The 18,325-nt window shown below is 69.4% G+C and carries 13 protein-coding genes; 8 read left to right on the top strand and 5 right to left on the bottom strand.

Features of this window, described 5'->3' with window-relative positions; all coding sequences use genetic code 11:
- Positions 1 to 9 precede the first annotated feature (9 nt).
- Positions 10 to 609, top strand: coding sequence for a TetR/AcrR family transcriptional regulator (locus DFR72_RS15290; RefSeq protein ID WP_143086713.1), 600 nt, complete (start codon positions 10 to 12; stop codon positions 607 to 609).
- A 164-nt stretch (positions 610 to 773) separates the two neighbouring features.
- Here the strand turns inward: DFR72_RS15290 and DFR72_RS15285 are convergent, their stop codons facing one another.
- A complete protein-coding gene (locus DFR72_RS15285; protein ID WP_090065511.1) occupies positions 774 to 1,883 on the bottom strand; it encodes a PQQ-dependent sugar dehydrogenase in 1,110 nt (369 codons plus the stop codon).
- A 7-nt stretch (positions 1,884 to 1,890) separates the two neighbouring features.
- On the bottom strand, positions 1,891 to 2,424 hold the full coding sequence (locus tag DFR72_RS15280; protein WP_211335432.1) for a DUF4291 domain-containing protein: 534 nt from the start codon (positions 2,422 to 2,424) through the stop codon (positions 1,891 to 1,893).
- Positions 2,425 to 2,576: 152 nt separating this feature from the next.
- On the opposite strand from DFR72_RS15280, the gene mfd reads away from it, so the two are divergent.
- The 4 genes from mfd to DFR72_RS15260 are packed head-to-tail and all read left to right on the top strand — an operon-like array spanning position 2,577 to position 11,204.
- Positions 2,577 to 6,131: a transcription-repair coupling factor gene (gene mfd / locus DFR72_RS15275; RefSeq protein ID WP_170176279.1), complete on the top strand. Its 3,555-nt coding sequence runs from the start codon at positions 2,577 to 2,579 to the stop codon at positions 6,129 to 6,131.
- 14 nt (positions 6,132 to 6,145) lie between these two features.
- Positions 6,146 to 7,087, top strand: coding sequence for a hypothetical protein (locus DFR72_RS15270; RefSeq protein WP_090065513.1), 942 nt, complete (start codon positions 6,146 to 6,148; stop codon positions 7,085 to 7,087).
- Positions 7,084 to 8,004: a nucleoside triphosphate pyrophosphohydrolase gene (locus tag DFR72_RS15265; RefSeq protein ID WP_090065514.1), complete on the top strand. Its 921-nt coding sequence runs from the start codon at positions 7,084 to 7,086 to the stop codon at positions 8,002 to 8,004. Before DFR72_RS15270 ends, DFR72_RS15265 begins: the two co-directional genes overlap by 4 nt.
- A gap of 29 nt (positions 8,005 to 8,033) precedes the next feature.
- Positions 8,034 to 11,204 carry a S41 family peptidase gene (locus DFR72_RS15260; RefSeq protein WP_090065515.1) on the top strand — a complete coding sequence of 1,057 codons (3,171 nt, stop codon included), beginning with the start codon at positions 8,034 to 8,036 and terminating at the stop codon, positions 11,202 to 11,204.
- Positions 11,205 to 12,541: 1,337 nt separating this feature from the next.
- Here DFR72_RS15260 and DFR72_RS15250 read toward each other — a convergent pair.
- Positions 12,542 to 13,336 carry a lysozyme family protein gene (locus DFR72_RS15250; RefSeq protein WP_245982983.1) on the bottom strand — a complete coding sequence of 265 codons (795 nt, stop codon included), beginning with the start codon at positions 13,334 to 13,336 and terminating at the stop codon, positions 12,542 to 12,544.
- Positions 13,337 to 13,464: 128 nt separating this feature from the next.
- On the opposite strand from DFR72_RS15250, the gene efeU reads away from it, so the two are divergent.
- From efeU to efeB, 3 genes are read left to right on the top strand one after another with little or no spacing between them, the layout of a single operon-like run.
- Positions 13,465 to 14,289, top strand: a complete 825-nt coding sequence (efeU, locus tag DFR72_RS15245; protein WP_090065518.1) for an iron uptake transporter permease EfeU — start codon at positions 13,465 to 13,467, stop codon at positions 14,287 to 14,289.
- Positions 14,290 to 14,303: 14 nt separating this feature from the next.
- Positions 14,304 to 15,422 (top strand): iron uptake system protein EfeO, encoded by a 1,119-nt coding sequence (gene efeO / locus DFR72_RS15240; RefSeq protein WP_245982980.1) that lies wholly within the window; start codon positions 14,304 to 14,306, stop codon positions 15,420 to 15,422.
- A complete protein-coding gene (gene efeB, locus DFR72_RS15235) occupies positions 15,419 to 16,660 on the top strand; it encodes an iron uptake transporter deferrochelatase/peroxidase subunit (RefSeq protein WP_090065519.1) in 1,242 nt (413 codons plus the stop codon). Before efeO ends, efeB begins: the two co-directional genes overlap by 4 nt.
- Here the strand turns inward: efeB and DFR72_RS15230 are convergent, their stop codons facing one another.
- Complete coding sequence (locus DFR72_RS15230; protein WP_090065520.1) at positions 16,661 to 17,032, bottom strand: tetratricopeptide repeat protein; 372 nt, start codon at positions 17,030 to 17,032, stop codon at positions 16,661 to 16,663.
- Between the two features lie 151 nt (positions 17,033 to 17,183).
- The gene (locus DFR72_RS15225) at positions 17,184 to 18,320 is read right to left on the bottom strand and encodes a MalY/PatB family protein (RefSeq protein WP_090065521.1); all 1,137 of its coding nucleotides are present in this window, start codon (positions 18,318 to 18,320) and stop codon (positions 17,184 to 17,186) included.
- Between the last annotated feature and the right edge of the window lie 5 nt (positions 18,321 to 18,325).

The raw sequence follows: 18,325 nt of genomic DNA, 5'->3' as shown, positions 1-18,325 counted from the left end.
AGGGTCAGGATGACGGGCAAGGAACGCCGAGAGCAGCTCCTGGACGTCTCCCGGTCCCTGTTCGCCGAGAAGGGCTTCGACGCGACCTCGGTCGAGGAGATCGCGCACCGCGCGAGCGTGTCGAAGCCCGTCGTCTACGAGCACTTCGGCGGCAAGGAAGGCATCTACGCCGTCGTCGTGGACCGCGAGATGCAGCGCCTGATGGACCAGATCGTCGACGCGCTGGACGGCGGCTCGCACCCGCGTGAGCTGCTCGAACAGGCCGCCTGCGCGTTGCTCGACTACATCGAGGGCTCGACCGACGGGTTCCGCATCCTGGTGCGCGACTCGCCCGTCGCGTCGTCCTCCGGCACGTTCTCCTCCCTGCTCAACGACATCGCGTCGCAGGTCGAGCACATTCTCGGGCTGCACTTCGCCAAGCAGGGCTACGACCGCAAGCTCGCCGCGCTGTACGCGCAGGCGCTGGTCGGGATGGTCGCGCTCACCGGGCAGTGGTGGCTGGAGGCCCGCAAGCCCAAGAAGGACGAGGTCGCGGCGCACCTGGTGAACCTCGCGTGGAACGGGTTGTCGGCGATGGAGCACAAGCCCAAGCTGCGCAGCCGTTCGTGAGCTGTCGTTCTTAGTGCATCTGCACGCATCACGGGTCCGGCGTTAGTGCAGGGCGCCTAATCCGCCCTCGACGGTGAAACGGTCCGGGTGCGCCCGAGCGATGGTTCCCAGTGAAGCTCGTTGTCCGAGCCGTTCGTCGAGGGGTCGAACGGCTCGGACGGGCTTCACGCGGTTCCGGTGAGCCTGAGCAGCTTGTCGTCGGTGCCGTTCGACGTCGTGAGGTAGAGCGAGCCGTCCGGCGCGGTGCGCGCGGCGCGGAGGCGGCCGTACTTGTCGTTCAGCTCCTCGGGGATGCTCACGTTCTGCACCTTGCCGGCCTGGTCGAGCGTGAAGAGCATCAGCTTCGAACCCTTCAGGGCGGTGATCGCGAGCTTGCCGTTCCAGAACGCCGCCTGGCAGATCGCCTCGGTCGGCGAGCCGGACGACCACACCGCCGGCACCGCGTCCGGGAACCGCTGCAGGTCGGTCATCGGCACGCTCTCGTCGTACCCGCCCTTCGTGCCGCCCTCGGACGGGTCCCAGCCGTAGTTGGCGCCCTTCTGCAGCAGGTTGACCTCGTCGTCGACGCTCGGGCCGTGCTCGCTGGAGAACGCCTGGTCGCCGTCCGGCCGGAACACCACGCCCTGCACGTTGCGGTGGCCGTAGGTGTAGACGCGGCGCTCGTTGGCGTTCGCGGAGGTGATGAACGGGTTGCCGGCCGCGCCCTCGCCGGTCTCGGCGTCGATCCGCAGCACCTTGCCACCCAGGCTCGTGCGGTCCTGCGGGTTGCGGGCCTGCGCGATGTCGCCGGTCGCGACGTACATCGAGCCGTCCGGCGCCAGCGTCGGCCGGCAGCCGGAGTGCCGCCCGCTGGAGTTCGACGGCATGCCGGTGAGCAGGTCCTTCGTCTTGGTCGCCTTAGTGCCGTCGAGGCGGAACGTCACCAGCCGCACGTCCCTGGAGGTGTTGTAGCAAACCGTGAAGCGCTGGTCGTCGGGGTGGACCACCAGGCCCATCAGGCCGCCCTCGCCGCGTGCCTGCAGGTCGGTCAGGTCGATGTCGACGGGCGTGACCTGGCCGCTCTTGACCAGCTTGACGCCGCCGGGGCGTTCGGTGACCAGCAGCGAGCCGCCGGGCAGGAACCCGATGTCCCAGCCGTGCTGGAAGCCGCCCGCGACCTCCTCGACCTTCAGGCCCTGCGGCGCCGGAGCCTTGGACGGCGCGTTGCCGCCCGGTTCCGGCGACGAGCACGCCGCGACGACCAGCACCAACCCAGCAGCAACGAGTGCGCGCATGTCCCAACTATGCGTTTTGTGCCGTGGAGGTTCCGTAAGGCCGTTCAACGGGCAGCAACGCGCGCGCTCCGTCCAGATCACGCGCACGCACCTTCTCGTGGATCTCGTGCGCGAGGGCCGTCACGTCGGTGATGCCGACCGTCCATTCGTTGACGTACATGTCCACGGCTTCGCGGGTCAGCCCGATCTGGATGGACCGGTGGGGGAGCGCCTCGTGGTCCAGCCCACGTTCCGGGTCCCACTGCACGCGCACCGGAGGCTTGCCCCTGATGCTGCTCTCGACCGCGTTGGAGACCGCCCAATCGAACCCCGTACGGGTGATGCGCACGGCCAGCACCCGCTCCTGGCCTTCCTTCCGGGCGTAGCCGCAGCGGTACATCATCCAGAGGAACGACGGCTTGATCCACGTCATCCGGTCCAGCTTGAACGGCGGCACGAACCGTTGCGCGGCCACGGCGGGATCGGCGATCGCGGGCGAATAGGCCTGGTAAACCACTATGGACTGATCGTCGTAGTCAGCCCTGATTTCTCTCGTTGACACGTGCACAGCGTGACGGCTGGGGCTGCGCTCGAGCCACCCGATAAGCGGTCGCGGAAAGAGCTATGGTGGGTGGTGAGACCCCTCGTCCCAGGCAGGGGTCTGTCGGCGTTCGCACTCGGCCGCCCATTCCGCACTCGACCGGGGTTTCTCACATGCCGCTGCTCGGCCTGCTCGATGGTGTCCTGCCCGACAAAGCCCTCCGCACGTTGATCGAATCGGCGGGGGTCCCCGAGCTGGAACTGGACGGTCCGCTGGCCGCCCGCCCGCTCGTCACCGCCGCGCTGTCCACGGTCAGGCCGGTGCTGGCCGTGACCGCCACGGGCAGGGAGGCCGAAGAGCTGACGAACGTCCTCAAGGACCTGATCGGCCCGGACAAGGTCGCGTTCTTCCCCAGCTGGGAGACGCTGCCGCACGAGCGCCTGAGCCCGCGTGCGGACACGGTCGGCGCACGCCTGCAGACGTTGCGCCGCCTCAAGCACCCCGAGGGCAACCCGATCAGGGTCCTCGTCACGACGGTCCGCAGCCTCATCCAGCCGATGGCGCCGGGGCTGGGCGACCTCAAGCCCGTGCATCTGAAGGTGGGCGAGGAGCAGGACTTCGCCGAGCTGCTCACCACGCTGGCCGAGAACGCCTACAGCCGCGTCGACATGGTCGAGAAGCGCGGTGAGTACGCGACGCGCGGCGGCATCCTCGACATCTTCCCGCCCACCGCAGAGCACCCGTACCGCGTCGAGTTCTGGGGCGACGAGGTCAGCGAGATCCGGCCGTTCTCGGTGCAGGACCAGCGATCGCTGCCCGAGGAGGTCACCGACTTCGTCGCGCCGCCGTGCCGTGAGCTGCTGCTGACCGACGACGTGCGGCACCGCGCGGCGGAGCTGGCCGAGGAGCACCGGTCGGACGCGCACCTCGCGGAGATGCTGGAGAAGATCTCGGCCGGCATCGCGGTCGAGGGCATGGAGGCGCTCATCCCGGCGCTCTGCCCGGACGAGTTGCAGCTGCTCACGGACGTGGTCGAGAAGGGCACGCACGTCCTGCTCAACGACCCGGAGAAGATCCGGGCCCGCGCGGCCGACCTGGTGCGCACCGGGCAGGAGTTCCTCGAGGCGTCGTGGATGGCGGCCGCCGCGGGCGGCAAGGCGCCGATCGACCTCGGCCGCAGCGGTTACCAGGGCATCGGTGAGATCTCCGAGCACGCCAAGGCAGGCGGCCGTCCCTGGTGGACGCTCAGCCAGCTCACCAGCGACGCCAGGGACGTCGTGCACCTCGACGTCAAGCCGGTCGAGGCCTACCAGGGCGACGTCGAGCGGGCGTTCGCGGACCTGAAGGCGCACACGGCGACGGGCGGTGCGGCCGTGCTGGTCGTGCCCGGTGCCGGTACCGCGCAGCGCGCCGTCGAACGGATGAAGGAAGCCGAAGTCCCGGCCGTCTGCGTCGAATCCCTCGACGAGGCACCGAAAGCGGGCACCGTCACGGTCGTGCGCGGCTCGCTCGAGGACGGGTTCGTGCTGCCGGACCTCGCGCTGGTGGTGCTGACCGAGACCGACCTGACCGGCGGTCGCGGCGGTACGTCCACCAAGGACATGCGCAAGATGCCGTCCAAGCGGCGCAACGCGGTCGACCCGCTCGCGCTCAAGGCCGGCGACTACGTGGTGCACGAGCAGCACGGCATCGGCAAGTACGTGGAGATGGTCCAGCGCACCGTCGCCGGCGCCACCCGCGAGTACCTGGTGCTGGAGTACGCGTCGTCCAAGCGCGGCCAGCCCGGCGACCGGCTGTTCGTGCCGACCGACCAGCTCGACGAGGTCAGCCGGTACGTCGGCGGCGAGCTGCCGACGCTGAACAAGCTCGGCGGCAGCGACTGGAAGAACACGAAGTCCAAGGCGCGCAAGGCGGTCAAGCAGATCGCGGCCGAGCTGGTGCAGCTCTACGCGGCGCGGCAGAGCGCCCCCGGCCACGCCTTCGCGAGCGACACGCCCTGGCAGCGCGAGCTGGAGGACGCGTTCGCGTTCACCGAGACGCAGGACCAGATGGCCGCGATCGACGAGGTCAAGGCCGACATGGAACGTTCCGTGCCGATGGACCGAGTCATCTGCGGCGACGTCGGCTACGGCAAGACGGAGATCGCGGTCCGCGCGGCGTTCAAGGCGGTGCAGGACGGCAAGCAGGTCGTCGTGCTGGTGCCGACGACGCTGCTCGCCCAGCAGCACCTCAACACGTTCGCCGAACGCATGCGCCAGTTCCCCGTGGTGGTCAAGGGACTGAGCCGCTTCACCGACCCGCAGGAGTCCGCGCAGACCATCGCGGGCCTCGCGGACGGCGAGGTCGACATCGTGATCGGCACGCACCGGCTGCTGCAGAAGAACGTGCGGTACAAGGACCTGGGCCTCGTGATCGTCGACGAGGAGCAGCGCTTCGGTGTGGAGCACAAGGAGCACATCAAGGCCCTGCGCACGCACGTCGACGTCCTCACGATGTCCGCGACGCCGATCCCGCGCACGCTGGAGATGTCGCTCGCCGGCATCCGCGAGATGTCCACGATCCTGACCCCGCCGGAGGAACGGCACCCGATCCTCACCTACGTCGGCGCGTACGACGACAAGCAGGTCGGCGCGGCGATCCGGCGCGAGCTGATGCGCGACGGCCAGGTCTTCTACGTGCACAACAGGGTCTCGACGATCGAGAAGGCCGCGAAGCGCATCCGCGAGCTGGTGCCGGAGGCCAGGGTCGTGACCGGGCACGGCCAGATGAACGAGGACAAGCTCGAACACCTCATCCAGGGGTTCTGGGAACGCGAGTACGACGTGCTCGTCTGCACCACGATCGTCGAGACGGGCCTCGACATCTCCAACGCGAACACGCTGATCGTCGAGCGCGGCGACCTGCTCGGCCTGGCCCAGCTGCACCAGCTGCGCGGCCGCGTCGGCCGTGGCCGCGAGCGCGGGTACTCGTACTTCCTGTACCCGCCGGAGACGCCGCTCACCGAGCACGCCCACGACCGGCTCGCGACGATCGCGCAGAACACCGAGCTCGGCGCCGGCATGGCCGTCGCCATGAAGGACCTGGAGATCCGCGGCGCCGGCAACATCCTCGGCGCCGAGCAGTCCGGTCACATCGCGGGCGTCGGCTTCGACCTGTACATCCGGCTGGTCGGCGAGGCCGTCGAGGCGTTCCGCAAGCACGCCGGGGCGGACGGCGGCGAGGTCGAGGAGGAGCTCGCCGAGGTCCGCGTGGACCTCCCGGTCGACGCGCACATCCCGCACGAGTACGTGCCGGGCGAGCGGCTGCGGCTGGAGGCGTACCGCAAGATCGCGGCCGCCTCCGACGAGGCCTCTCTGACGTCCGTCTGGGACGAGCTCAAGGACCGCTACGGCACGCCGCCGGAGCCCGTCGAACGCCTGCTCGGCGTGGCCCGCCTGCGGCACGCCTGCCGCCGCCACGGGGTCACCGAGGTGATCGCGATGGGCCAGAACCTGCGGTTCGCGAAGCTCGACCTGCTCGACTCGCAGCTGGTCAGGCTGCGGCGCCTGTTCCCGAAGGCCGTCTACAAGCAGTCCATGGGCACGGTCACCGTGCCTAGGCCGACGGAGGGAGCGGCCGGCGGCCGGATGGGTGCACCTCAGCTGCGCGACCAGGAGCTGCTGGACTGGTGCGGTGCGTTCCTGAACTCACTCGCGGGGACTCCCGTGACCGGAGTCACCAAGGCGTGAGAGGGTAGATCCTCGTGAGCACTGTTCTGAAGCGTTTCTCGCTGGTCGGTGTGGCTGTGGCGCTCCTCGCCACCGGATGCGCGACCGGGCCCGCGAAGGCCAGTTCGGCCGCGATCGTCGGCGACCAGGCGATCGGCCTGCAGACCGTCCAGGACCGCACCGTGAAGGTGCTCAAGAAGGAGCCCGCGGCCCAGCAGATGCAGGACCAGGGCAAGCTCGACCAGGTCTCGAAGCTGGTGCTGGCCGACGAGATCAGCCACCGGCTCGCGGCCACCGCGGCGCAGCGCGAGAACATCACGGTCGACGAGACCAAGGTGTACGACGCGATCAAGGAGAAGGGCGGCGCCGAGGCCGCCGCCAAGCAGAGCGAGCAGGACGAGACCACGATCTACCGCCGTCAGCGCGACGTGCTGGTGATGGGTGAGCTCGCCCGCCGCAACCTCTCCACGCTCGAGGTCGTGATCGACTTCTTCCAGGTCCAGGACCCCAAGGAAGCCAAGGAGAAGGCGGCGGAGGTCACCGCCGACCCCTCGAAGATGTCGCGGTTCGTGCAGGAGGCCCCGCGCACCACCGGCGGCCAGCAGGCGTCCGCGACGAACCAGCGGGTCCGCGTCACCGAGAACCCGTCGCTGGTCCACACGATGCTGTGGGGCGTGAAGCCCGGCACCGTCGTCGCCTTCCCGGCCGACGAGCAGCAGTCCAGCTGGATGGTCGCGCTGGTCAAGGAGCGCAACAAGGTCTCGCCCACGCCGGGCGAGGAGGACCTGATCGAGCGCATCGACCCGCAGCTGCTCGCGGCGTTCGGCCTGCGCATCGCGCAGTTCCTGACCGCGGACCTGAAGATCGAGGTCAACCCCCGCTACGGCGTGTGGGACCCGACCAACGCGCAGGTCGTCGGCAACGCCGGTGAGAGGGCCGGTTTCGTCGGCGTGACCGCGGCCGAGAACAAGTCTTGATCACTGTCGTAGTCCTGAGCGAGCGCCTCGGCGCCGTGCTGCCCGCTGCCGCTCTGCCCGCGTTGCGCACGGCCGAGGCCGTCTACGCGGGCGAGGGCGTGCCCCTGGAGTCCTGGTCCGCGCTGGGCGTCGACGGGCCCGCGCCCGCGGTGGTCGAGGCCGGCGCGGTGGTGATCGCGACCTCGGCCGACGCGTACCCGGACGCTCACGTGATCACGACGCCGGAGCCGCTGGGTGCTGGGCTGCTCGACGCGGCCGCCGTCATGCACCGGCTGCGTTCGCCGGGCGGATGTCCTTGGGACGCCGAGCAAACGCACGACTCGTTGCGCCAGTACCTCGTCGAGGAGACCTTCGAGCTGCTGGAGGCGATCGAGGACGGCGACCGCGCCGCGATGCGCGAGGAGCTCGGCGACGTGCTGCTGCAGGTGCTGTTCCACGCGCGTGTCGCGGCCGAGGCCGCCGAGGACCCGTTCGACATCGACGCCGTGGCGTCCGAACTGGTCGCGAAGCTGGTCGGCCGGCACCCGCACGTCTTCGAGGGCAACGACCCGGCCGTGCACGACGCGACCTCCCAGCAGCACCGCTGGGAGGAGCTCAAGCAGGCCGAGAAGCAACGTGAGTCCAGTGTGGACGGTGTCGCGCTGGGGCAGCCGGCCGTCGCGCTGGCCGCGAAGCTGGTGCAGCGCACCAAACGCGCGGGCTTCCCCGTCGACCTGCTGCCGGAGGGCGACGACACGGGCACGACGTTGTTCGCCGTGACCGCGCTCGCCAAGCTCGCGGGCGAGGACCCGGAGACGGAACTGCGCCAGGTCTGCCGCCGCTTCGCCGCGAACGTGCGCGAGGCGGAGGCCAAGGCACGGGCCGAAGGTCTTGATTCTCTTGCGGCTGAGGACTGGCGGCGTTTTTTGCCCTCCTGAAACGGTGGGCGTGGGCTAACGTCGATCTCGTGACTTACCTGCGGTATCCGCACCTGCGCGGTGACTTGGTGACCTTCGTGGCCGAGGACGACGTGTGGCTCGCGCCCGTCGATGGAGGAAGGGCCTGGCGCGCGTCCGCTGACCAGGTTCCTGCCCGTACGCCCCGTTTCTCGCCTGACGGCACGCATCTCGCGTGGGCCAGCGTGATCGACGGCGCCCCTGAAGTGCGCGTCGCGCCTGTGGACGGTGGTCCGGCACGGCGGTTGACGCACTGGGGCGTGGCCCGGACAGCCGTGTCGGGCTGGACACCGGACGGGCGAGTGCTGGCGGTGTCGACCACCGGTCAGATGTCGCGCAACCGCAAGCGGGCGCACGCCGTTCCGCTGGACGGCGGACCGTCCGAGGTGCTGCCGTACGGCTGGGTCAACGACGTCTCCTTCGGCCCGGACGGCCAGGTCGTCACGTCGTCCAGCTACATGCAGGAACCGTCGATGTGGAAGCGGTACCGCGGCGGCACGGCGGGGAAGCTCTGGGTCGACGCCGACGGCTCCGGTGACTTCACCCGGATCCTGTCCGAGCTGAAGTCGACGCTGTCGAACCCGATGTGGGTCGACGGGCGGATCGTGTTCCTCTCCGATCACGAGGGCGTCGGCAGCGTGTACTCGGTGCTGCCGGACGGCACCGACCTGCGCCGCCACTCGGAGGGCGAGTTCTACGCGCGCAACGCCTCCACCGACGGCTCGCGGGTGATCTTCCACCAGGCCGGCGAACTGTGGCTGCTCGACGGCCTGGAGGCCCTGCGCAAGCTCGACATCAAGCTCGGCGGCCCGCGCACCGGCCTGCAACCGCGCCACGTCAAGGCTTCCGGCAACATCGAGTCGTTCAGCGTCGACCACACCGGCCGCGCGTCGGCCGTCGAGGTCCGCGGCTCCGTGCACTGGGTGACGCATCGCGACGGCCCGGTCCGCGTGCTGGCCGACCGTTCCGACGTCCGGGCGCGGCTGCCGAAGGTGCTCGGCGAGACCGGTCACGTGGTGTGGGTGACCGACGTCGAGGGCGAGGAGGCGCTGGAGATCGCGCCCGTCGGCGGAGTCGAGCCGGGCAACACCGCTCGCCGCATCGCTTCCGGTGCCCTCGGCCGAGTCATGTCGCTGGCTGCCGCACCTGACGGTTCGCGGGTCGCCGTCGCCACGCACGACGGCCGGTTGTTGTTGGTGGACATCGCTTCCGGGGAGGTGCGCGAGGTCGTCCGCGGGGCGAACGCGCACGTCACGCACCTCGCGTTCTCGCCGGACTCCGCCTGGCTGGCGTGGTCGCACCCAGGCCCGACCCCGTTGCGGCACATCAAGATGGTGAACGCGGCCGATCTGTCCGTTGTGGACGTGACGTCGCTGCGGTTCGCCGACTTCGCGCCGACCTTCACCGAGGACGGCAAGTACCTGGCGTTCCTGTCGATCCGGACGTTCGACCCGATCTACGACGCGCACGTGTTCGACCTGTCGTTCCCGACCGGCTGCCGCCCGCACCTCGTGCCGCTGGCCGCCACCACGCCGTCGCCGTTCGCCCCGATGCACGGCGGGCGCCCGGTCGGCGACGAGGACAAGGACTCGGAGGACGACGACGACAAGGCGCCGGTGACGAAGGTCGACCTCGAAGGCCTCGCCGACCGCGTCGTGCCGGTTCCCGTCGCGGCCGCCGACTACGTGTCGTTGAAGGCGGCGCGCGGTGGTCTGCTGTGGCTGCGCCGGCCGTTGCTCGGCGTGCTGGGGGACAACCTGGCCTCGCCGGACGCGCGCCCGCCGCGCACCGTGCTGGAGCGCTACGACTTCGGCAAGCAGAAGACCGAGTGCCTGGCGGACAGCGCGGAAGCGTTTGCGGTGTCCGGCGACGGCAAGCGGATGCTCGTCGAGGACCGCGGTGACCTGCGGGTCGTGCCGACCGACAGCAAGGCCGACGAGGACTCTGCTGACTACGTGGAGATCGACCTGTCCCGCGTGCGGGTGGTCGTCGACCCGGCGCTGGAGTGGGCGCAGATGTACGCCGAGAACGGGCGTCTCATGCGCGACAACTTCTGGCGCACCGACATGGGCGGCGTCGACTGGCAGGGCGAACTCGACCGCTACCGGCCGCTGGTGGCCGAGGTGGGCAGCCACGACGACCTGGTCGACCTGCTGTGGGAGGTGCAGGGCGAACTGGGCACCTCGCACGCCTACGTCTGGGGCTCGGCGCCGAGCGTGCCCGCGTCCCGCCGTCAGGGGCTGCTGGGCGCGGACCTGGTCCGCTCGGGTTCGGACTGGATCATCGAGCGCGTGATCCCAGGCGAGACGTCCGACCCGCACGCCCGCTCGCCGCTGTGCGCGCCCGGCGTGGCCGTGCGCGCGGGAGACGCACTCGTGGCCGTCGACGGCCGTCCGGTCGGTCTGGCCGGCCCCGGCCCGTTGCTGGTCGGAACCGCGGGGAAGCCCGTCGAGCTGACCGTGCGCCCCGGTGGTGGTGGCGAGCTGCGTCGGGTCGTGGTGGTGCCACTGGCCGATGAGGAGCCTCTGCGGTACCACGACTGGGTCGCCAACCGCCGTGCGTTCACGCACGAGAAGTCCGGTGGCCGCGTGGGCTACCTGCACGTCCCCGACATGATGGGCGCCGGCTGGGCCCAGCTGCACCGCGACCTGCGCGTCGAGCTGACCCGCGAGGCCCTGGTGCTGGACGTCCGCGAGAACGGCGGCGGCCACACCTCGCAGCTGGTGATCGAGAAGCTGGGCCGCAAGGTCATCGGCTGGTCGGTAGCCCGCGGCTACACGGCCTCCGAGTCCTACCCGCAGGACGCGCCGCGCGGCCCCGTCGTGGCGGTGGCCGACGAGTACGCCGGCTCCGACGGCGACATCGTCAACGTGGCCATCAAGGAACTCGGCATCGGCCCCGTCGTCGGGGTGCGCACCTGGGGCGGCGTCATCGGCATCGACATGATGTACACGCTCGTCGACGGCACCCTGGTCACCCAGCCGAGGTACGCGTCCTACTTCAAGGGACACGGCTGGGCGGTCGAGAACTACGGCGTGGACCCCGACATCGAGGTGGTCATGACGCCTGCAGACCGCGTGTCCGGCCGCGACCCGCAGCTGGAGAAGGCCGTCTCGCTGGCCCTGGAAACTCTTTCATCTTCGCCCGCAGCTCACGCTCCGGAGTTGCCACCGCTGGCATGAACACCCCATCGTGTTACTAAAGAACTGTGACGGACTGTTCCATGTGGACGATCAACCAGATGGAACAGTTCTCACCGTTCGGGGGTGTGCTGGAGATGAGTCATCGTGAAGAGCCGCGCAGTGGCCGTGGATGCTTCGGGGCCGTGGTCGTCGTGCCGTTCCTGGCACTGGGCGGCATGTTCGCGTTGATCGCACTGACCGGGTCGCCTTCGGAGGCGCCGTTGGCTGCGCCTCCGCCTTCCCGGCCTTCGTCTCAGTGGTGGACCGAGCCTTTTGAGGCTGGGGTTTCGTTGGCCACCGTTACTGAGACTGTGGTGGTGGAGGGGGCGGCTCGGGAGGTTCGGGCTGCTCGTACCGCTACGCAGACTCGGGTGGTCGGGGCTACCGTTACCGAGACTGTTCGGGTTGGTGCTGGTGAGCCTGTGGCTGTTGGGCGGAACGAGCCTGGGGAGCCTGCTGGGCCTGGCGAGGAAGAGCCCAATTCGCCTTCTGGGTCGGCTTCGCCGGTGGTCACCACTACCTCTGTGGTTGTGTCCAGTGTGGAGCCTGGGCCTCCTGTTGAGGCGCCTGGTTCTGTTGTGGCGCCGGTGGAAGCGCCTGTCGAGGCTCCGCCTTCGTCTGCGCCTCGGGCTGAGGAGCCGGTTCCGCCTGTGGTTCCGCCGGTTACCTCGCCGCCGGTCACCTCGCCGGTTGAGCCTCCTGTTGATCGGGCTGAGCCTCCTGTTGATCGGGTTGAGGTTTCGGTGGGGGTTCCTGTTTTGAGTTCGTAGGTGGTTGCGTTGCGGGCGTGCGGTTGCGCTGCTTCCTGGGGGACTCCGCCCCCCCCAGACCCCCCACGATCTGATCGAAGACCGGCCCGCGCCACGCGTGGGTAGATGGCACGCCTGTTGCTTTGGGCGGAGTTGCGTTGCTTTGAGGGGTGCGGTGGTGGGGTGGTCCCGTCACGAGCCGCACCAGAGCGGGCCACACCCTTCTTCAGGTGCAGCAAGAGCTGAGGTGCGACTCGTGACGGGACCACCCCACCCAGACCTTGCGGTAAGGACGGCTCGCCTGCGGCATCGCGTGCGATCAGGTGGGGCTCGCCTTCGGCGTCGCGTGCGGTCGGGCAGCTTGCGATCGGCGTGCGTGCGATCCGTCGGCTTGCGTTCGGCCAGGCGGCGTCGCATGCGATCCATGGGCTCGCCTTTGGCATCGCGTGAGGTCAGGCAGCCCGCCCTCGGCGTGGCGTGCGGCCAGGCGGCCTGCCTCGACCTCGTCGGAGTGTCAGACCTGCTCTGTACGTTGGGTCGCGGGGGGTCCTTGAGCGAAGAGGACCCCTGCGTCAGCGTGTTCTGGCGCTACTGCGGGATGCTTGCCCTGGCGTAGGCGTCGGCTCCGCTGAACACGTTCTGGCCGTACTCCACGGAGTTGTTGTACGCCAGCACTGCTGCCCACCAGCCCTGGCCCGTGCCGAGGTCTCGTGCGCTGCCTCCGCAGAGGTAGCGGGCCGCTGTCAGGGCGGCGTCGTCGATGTTCTGCGGGTCTGCTGGGAGGCCGTCGCCTGCCGCTCGTTTCGCCCAGCGGTTCCAGGTGCCCGGGATGAACTGCATCGGGCCCACTGCCCGGTCCCAGGTGGTGTCGCCGTCCAGGCGGCCGCCGTCGGTGTCCTTGATGGCCTTCACGCCTGGGCCGCCGTCCAGGGGGATGCCGATGATCGGGCGGGACGGCAGGCCGTTCTCCTGCAGGCGGGCGCCGTTGATGTTGCCGTGGTGCGACTCGATCCTGCCGATGCCGGCCAGGGTCGCCCAGCTGATTCGGCAGGCTGGGGCCTCTTGTTGCATCGTCAGGTCTGCTTGCGCGTAGGCGTGCAGGGCCCTGGCCGGGATGTCCGTCTTCGACGCTACTCGTGTCGCCCAGTCGGCCAGGGGGTTGGCGGTTGCCGTGGTGCCAGGGGACGGGGCGCTGCCTGGCGCCGCTGCGCCCGGTTCCACCTGCTGGATCGGGACGAGGAACGGGGGCGGGCCCAGGGCGCCCAGGCCCCAGGCGCCTGCGGCGACCACGACTATCAGCAGCAGCACCAGGACGATGCGGCCGAAGATGTTGCCGGAGCGGTTGCGGCGGGCGGGTTCCTGGACTGCGGGCGGCGGGACCACGCGACCCAGGCTACGTGCTCCGCGCCAGTGGTGACGGGGGGAAGCGTGATGAAACCGGCACTGATGGCGTCTGGACAATCAGGTGAGCCTTACCTTAAATAGGTCGACCTAATCTTCGGAGGCGTGGGATGTTGTTCGCCAATGGGCTCATCGGGCTGCGCGAAGGGCTCGAGGCCGCGCTCGTGGTGAGCATCCTGATCGCATTCCTCGTGAAGACCGATCGACGGTATGCGCTCAAATGGGTTTGGGTCGGTGTTGCGACGGCGGTGGCACTGTCCGTAGCGGCCGGGGCGATCATCACGTTCAGTGCTGCCGGGATGACCTTTGAGCAGCAGGAAGCCTTCGGCGGGACGATGTCGATCATCGCGGTCGCCTTTGTCACCGGAATGATCTTCTGGATGCGCAGGGCGGCCAAGACGATTGCGGCCGAGTTGCGCGGCAAAATGGATGAAGCGCTCGAAATCGGACCTTTTGCCATCGTTGTCGTGTCCCTTTTGTCCGTTGGTCGGGAAGGGCTGGAGACGGCGGTCTTCTTCTATTCCAGCGTGCAGGCCGCCGGAGGGGGTACGGCGGAGCCGCTCATCGGATTTCTGGCGGGGATCTTCGTCGCCGTGTTGATCGCCGCGCTGCTCTACCAGGGGGCGATCCGGTTCGACCTCGGCAAGTTCTTCACGGTCACGGGTGTGCTGCTCGTGTTCGTGGCCGCGGGTGTGCTCAGTTACGGGATCCACGACCTGCAGGAGGCCGCGATCCTGCCCGGGCTGAACACGCTGGCGTTCGACATCAGCGACACCCTGCCGGAGGACTCCTGGTACGGGGCGCTGCTCAAGGGCTTCTTCAACTACTCGCAGCGGACGTCCGTGCTGCAGGCCATCGCGTGGGTCTCCTACGTGGTGGTGGTCCTGTCCCTGTTCCTCGTCCGGCCGCGTCGTCGCGCCGCCGTGGCCAACTGATCACTGGAGCAACCGTGCGCAAGGCAGCAGTCATCCTGGGTTCCCTCGCGGTGCTGGCGGCGTGCAGCAGCAACGGCGGTACGACCGGCGCCAACGGCAACATCGCCGTCGAAGCGACCGACGACGCGTGCAAGGTCGCCAAGACCGAGGCCGGGGCCGGCAACGTGACGTTCGAGGTGACCAACAAGGGCACCAAGGTGACCGAGTTCTACCTCTACGCCGAAGGGGACCGCATCCTCGGTGAGGTCGAGAACATCGGGCCCGGGCTCACCCGGAAGCTGATCGTCGAGGTCACGGAGTCCGGCAAGTTCCAGACCGCGTGCAAGCCCGGCATGAAGGGCGACGGCATCCGCGGCGACTTCACGGTGACCGGTGACGCCAAGAAGTCGACCGACGGCAACACGATGCTGGCCGAGGCGACCAGGAGCTACCAGCGCTACGTCGGCTCGCAGGCTGATCAGCTGCTGGTGAAGACCGAGGAGTTCGTCAACGCCGTCAAGGCGAAGAAGGTCGACGACGCCAAGGCGCTGTTCCCCGTGTCGCGCCTGTACTGGGAACGCATCGAGCCCGTCGCGGAGAGCTTCGGCGACCTCGACCCCAAGATCGACGGCCGTGAGGACGTCATCGAGGAGGGCATGGCGTTCACCGGCTTCCACCGCCTCGAGAAGGACCTTTGGGAGTCCGGGTTGCAGGCCGACTCCGAGAAGATCGCGGACCAGCTGCTGGTCGACGTCAAGGAGATCGTGTCCAAGGCGAAGTCGGTGGAGCTGACGCCGGTCCAGCTGGCCAACGGTGCCAAGGAGCTGCTGGACGAGGTCGCCACCGGCAAGATCACCGGTGAGGAGGACCGCTACTCGCACACGGACCTCTGGGACTTCCGCGCGAACGTCGACGGGTCGCAGGCCGCGATCGCCGCGCTGCGTCCCGTGGTGGAGCAGAGGGACAAGGCGCTCGTGTCCACTTTGGACGAGAAGTTCAAGGCGCTGGACGAGGCACTGGAGAAGCACCGCAAGGGTGACGGCTTCAAGCTCTACACCGAGCTGACGCAGGACGAGGTCAAGGCGCTGGCCGAGGCCGTCGACGCGCTGGGCGAGCCCGTCAGCAAGGTCGCGGAAGTGGTGTCGGCCAAGTGACGGGGGTTCCCCGCCGCAGGCTGCTCGGGTTCGCGGGCGCCGGTGTGGCGCTCGCGGGTGCGGGTGCCGCCGCCGGTGTGCTGGCGTCCCGATCACCTGAGATCGAGAACCTCGCCGCGGCGAAGGTGCCGTTCCGGGGTGAGATCCAGGCCGGCATCACGACGCCCGCGCAGGACCACATGCACTTCGTCGCGCTGGACGTGAAGACGAAGAGCCGCGACGAGCTGGTCGACCTGCTGAAGCAGTGGACCGTCGCCGCGGAACGGATGACGGCCGGGCAGGAGGCCGCGGAGGACGGTGCGGTCGGCGGCAACGCCCAGGCGCCGCCCAAGGACACCGGCGAGGCGCTCGACCTGCCCGCGTCCGCGCTGACGATCACGATCGGCTTCGGGCCGTCGCTGTTCGACGACCGGTTCGGGATCAGGGACAGGCGGCCCGAGCGGTTGATCGACCTGCCCCGGTTCCCGCAGGACGACCTGGACCCCGCGCGCAGCAACGGGGACATCTGCATCCAGGCCTGCGCGAACGACCCGCAGGTGGCCGTGCACGCGATCCGGAACCTGGTGCGCATCGGGTTCGGGCGGGTCGCGGTGCGGTGGTCGCAGCTCGGGTTCGGACGGACGTCCTCGACCACGCGCGACCAGGCGACGCCGCGCAACATGTTCGGGTTCAAGGACGGCACGCGCAACATCAAGGCCGAGGACACCGAGCACCTGCGGGACCACGTCTGGGTCTCGGAGGAGGACGGGCCGGAGTGGCTCGTCGGCGGTACGTACCTGGTGTCGCGGCGGATCCGCATGCACATCGAGATCTGGGACCGCACGTCACTGGCCGAGCAGGAGCAGATCGTCGGCCGCACCAAGGGCGAGGGCGCGCCACTGGGGCAGAACAAGGAGTTCGACGAACCCGACCTGCACGTCAAGGGCGCGGGCGGGATCCCGTTGATCGGCGAGATCGCGCACATCCGGCTCGCGGCGCCGGAGTCGTTGAACGGCGCCAGGATCCTGCGTCGCGGTTACAACTTCACCGACGGCACGGACGGGCTCGGGCACCTCGACGCGGGACTGTTCTTCGTGGCGTTCAACCGGGACTCGCGCACCCAGTTCGTCCCGATGCAGCAGGCCTTGTCCACAAAGGACGAGATGATGGAGTACCTGGAGCACACCGGGTCCGGGCACTTCGCGGTGCCGCCGGGGGTGAAGGAGGGCGGGTTCTGGGGAGACACCCTGTTCCGGTGATCAGTTCCCCAGGGCCAGCCGGGCTTTGACCTCTCCGAGCGCTTCCTGGTACTCCGGCGACGGGTTCATCGCGACCGCCATCCGGAGCTGGGCGAGCGCCTCGGGGAGGCGGTTCTGCCGTTGCAGCGTCCTACCGAGCGCGAACCGCGCGTAGTGATCGCTCGGATCGAGGTCGAGGACCTTGCGGAACGCCTCTTCAGCCCGGTTGAGCTGCGCGGACCCGAGATAGGCCCGGCCGGCGAGCAGCTGCACGGACGGCGCCTCGCCGGCCTCGTCCAGCACCCGCCTCAGTTCGCGCAGCGCGTCGAGCGGCCTGCGCTGAGCCATCAACGCCTCGGCCTTCCGAAACGCCTCGAAGGTGCCGTCCGTCATTCGATCAACGTTACCTACCGCCTGCCGGTTCTTCGACTGCCGTCCGGGCGACAGAACTCGATTGAGTGGCCGCACGGCCCGTGCGGACGCCCGCCGAGCAGCAGACCGGCGACCTGCCCGAGTCCACTGCGGACACGGAACACCCAGGCCGTCAAGCGAGCCGTCCGTGCCATGCCTCGGCCATCCGGCGAACCGCCTCGGTGATGATCTCCGGCGAGGTCGCGAGGTTCATCCGGGCGAACCCGGCACCGCCCGTGCCGAACGGGATCCCGGAGTTCAGCGCGACCCTGCCGCGCTTGAGGAACGTCCTGGCCGGGTCGTCGCCGAGCGCGCGGCAGTCCAGCCAGGCGAGGTAGGTGCCCTGGCCGGGGGAGTAGCGGACGGCGGGGAGGTGCTCGGCGAGCAGGCCGGAGAGCAGTTCCCGGTTTTCTTGGAGGCCCTCCAACAGGGCGTCCAGCCAGTCGGCGCCGTCGTCGAACGCCGCGGTGTGCGCGAGGATTCCGACGTGACTGGGCCCGTGGCTCACCTCCTCGGGCAGCCTCTTCAGGTCGTCAGCGGAGTCGGGCCCGGCGATGGCGAGCGCGGCCTTGAGCCCGGCGAGGTTCCACGCCTTCGAGGCGGACATCAACGACAGCCCGTCGTCCGCGACGCTGAGGTACGGCACGAAGCCGCCGGTCGTGAGCGGCGCGTGGATCTCGTCCGCCACGACGCGGATGCCGTGTGCACGGGCCAGCCGCGCGACCTCCTCCAGTTCGGCGGTGGTGTGCACGGTGCCGGTCGGGTTCTGCGGGTTGCACAGCAGGTACACCGCACCCCGTCCGGCCCGCACGAATGCCGCCTCCAACGCGGCGAAGTCGATCCGCGCGTCCGCGCCCAGCGGCGCCTCGACCGCCTGGCGTCCCAGCGACTCCACGAACTGGTAGAACGGCGGGTAGACCGGGCAGTTGACGACGACGGGCGCGTCCCGGTGCGAGACCAGCCGGAACATCTCGACCACGCCCAGCATCACGTCCGGCACGATCGCCGTGCGTTCGACCGCGGGCTCCCAGCCCCAGCGCTCCTTCGCGAACCCGGCCAGCGCCTCGGCGTAGGCGGTCCCGTTCGGATAGCCGGTGTCCCCTCGCTCGACGGCGTCGGTGATCGCCCTGGCGACGGGTTCGGCGAGCGGGACGTCCATCTCGGCCACCCACACGGGCAGCACGTCCTCGGGGTAGTACCGCCATTTCATGCTGGTGCGGCGCCTCAGTTGGTCCAGGGTCAGCTGACGTAACGGATTCGCGCTGCTCATGGGGC

This window comes from Lentzea flaviverrucosa, from assembly GCF_003350445.1.
GTDB classification, from domain to species: Bacteria; Actinomycetota; Actinomycetes; order Mycobacteriales; family Pseudonocardiaceae; genus Lentzea; species Lentzea californiensis.
Note: the sequence above shows the minus strand (reverse complement) of the source record. Positions and strands in the feature narration are given on the sequence as shown.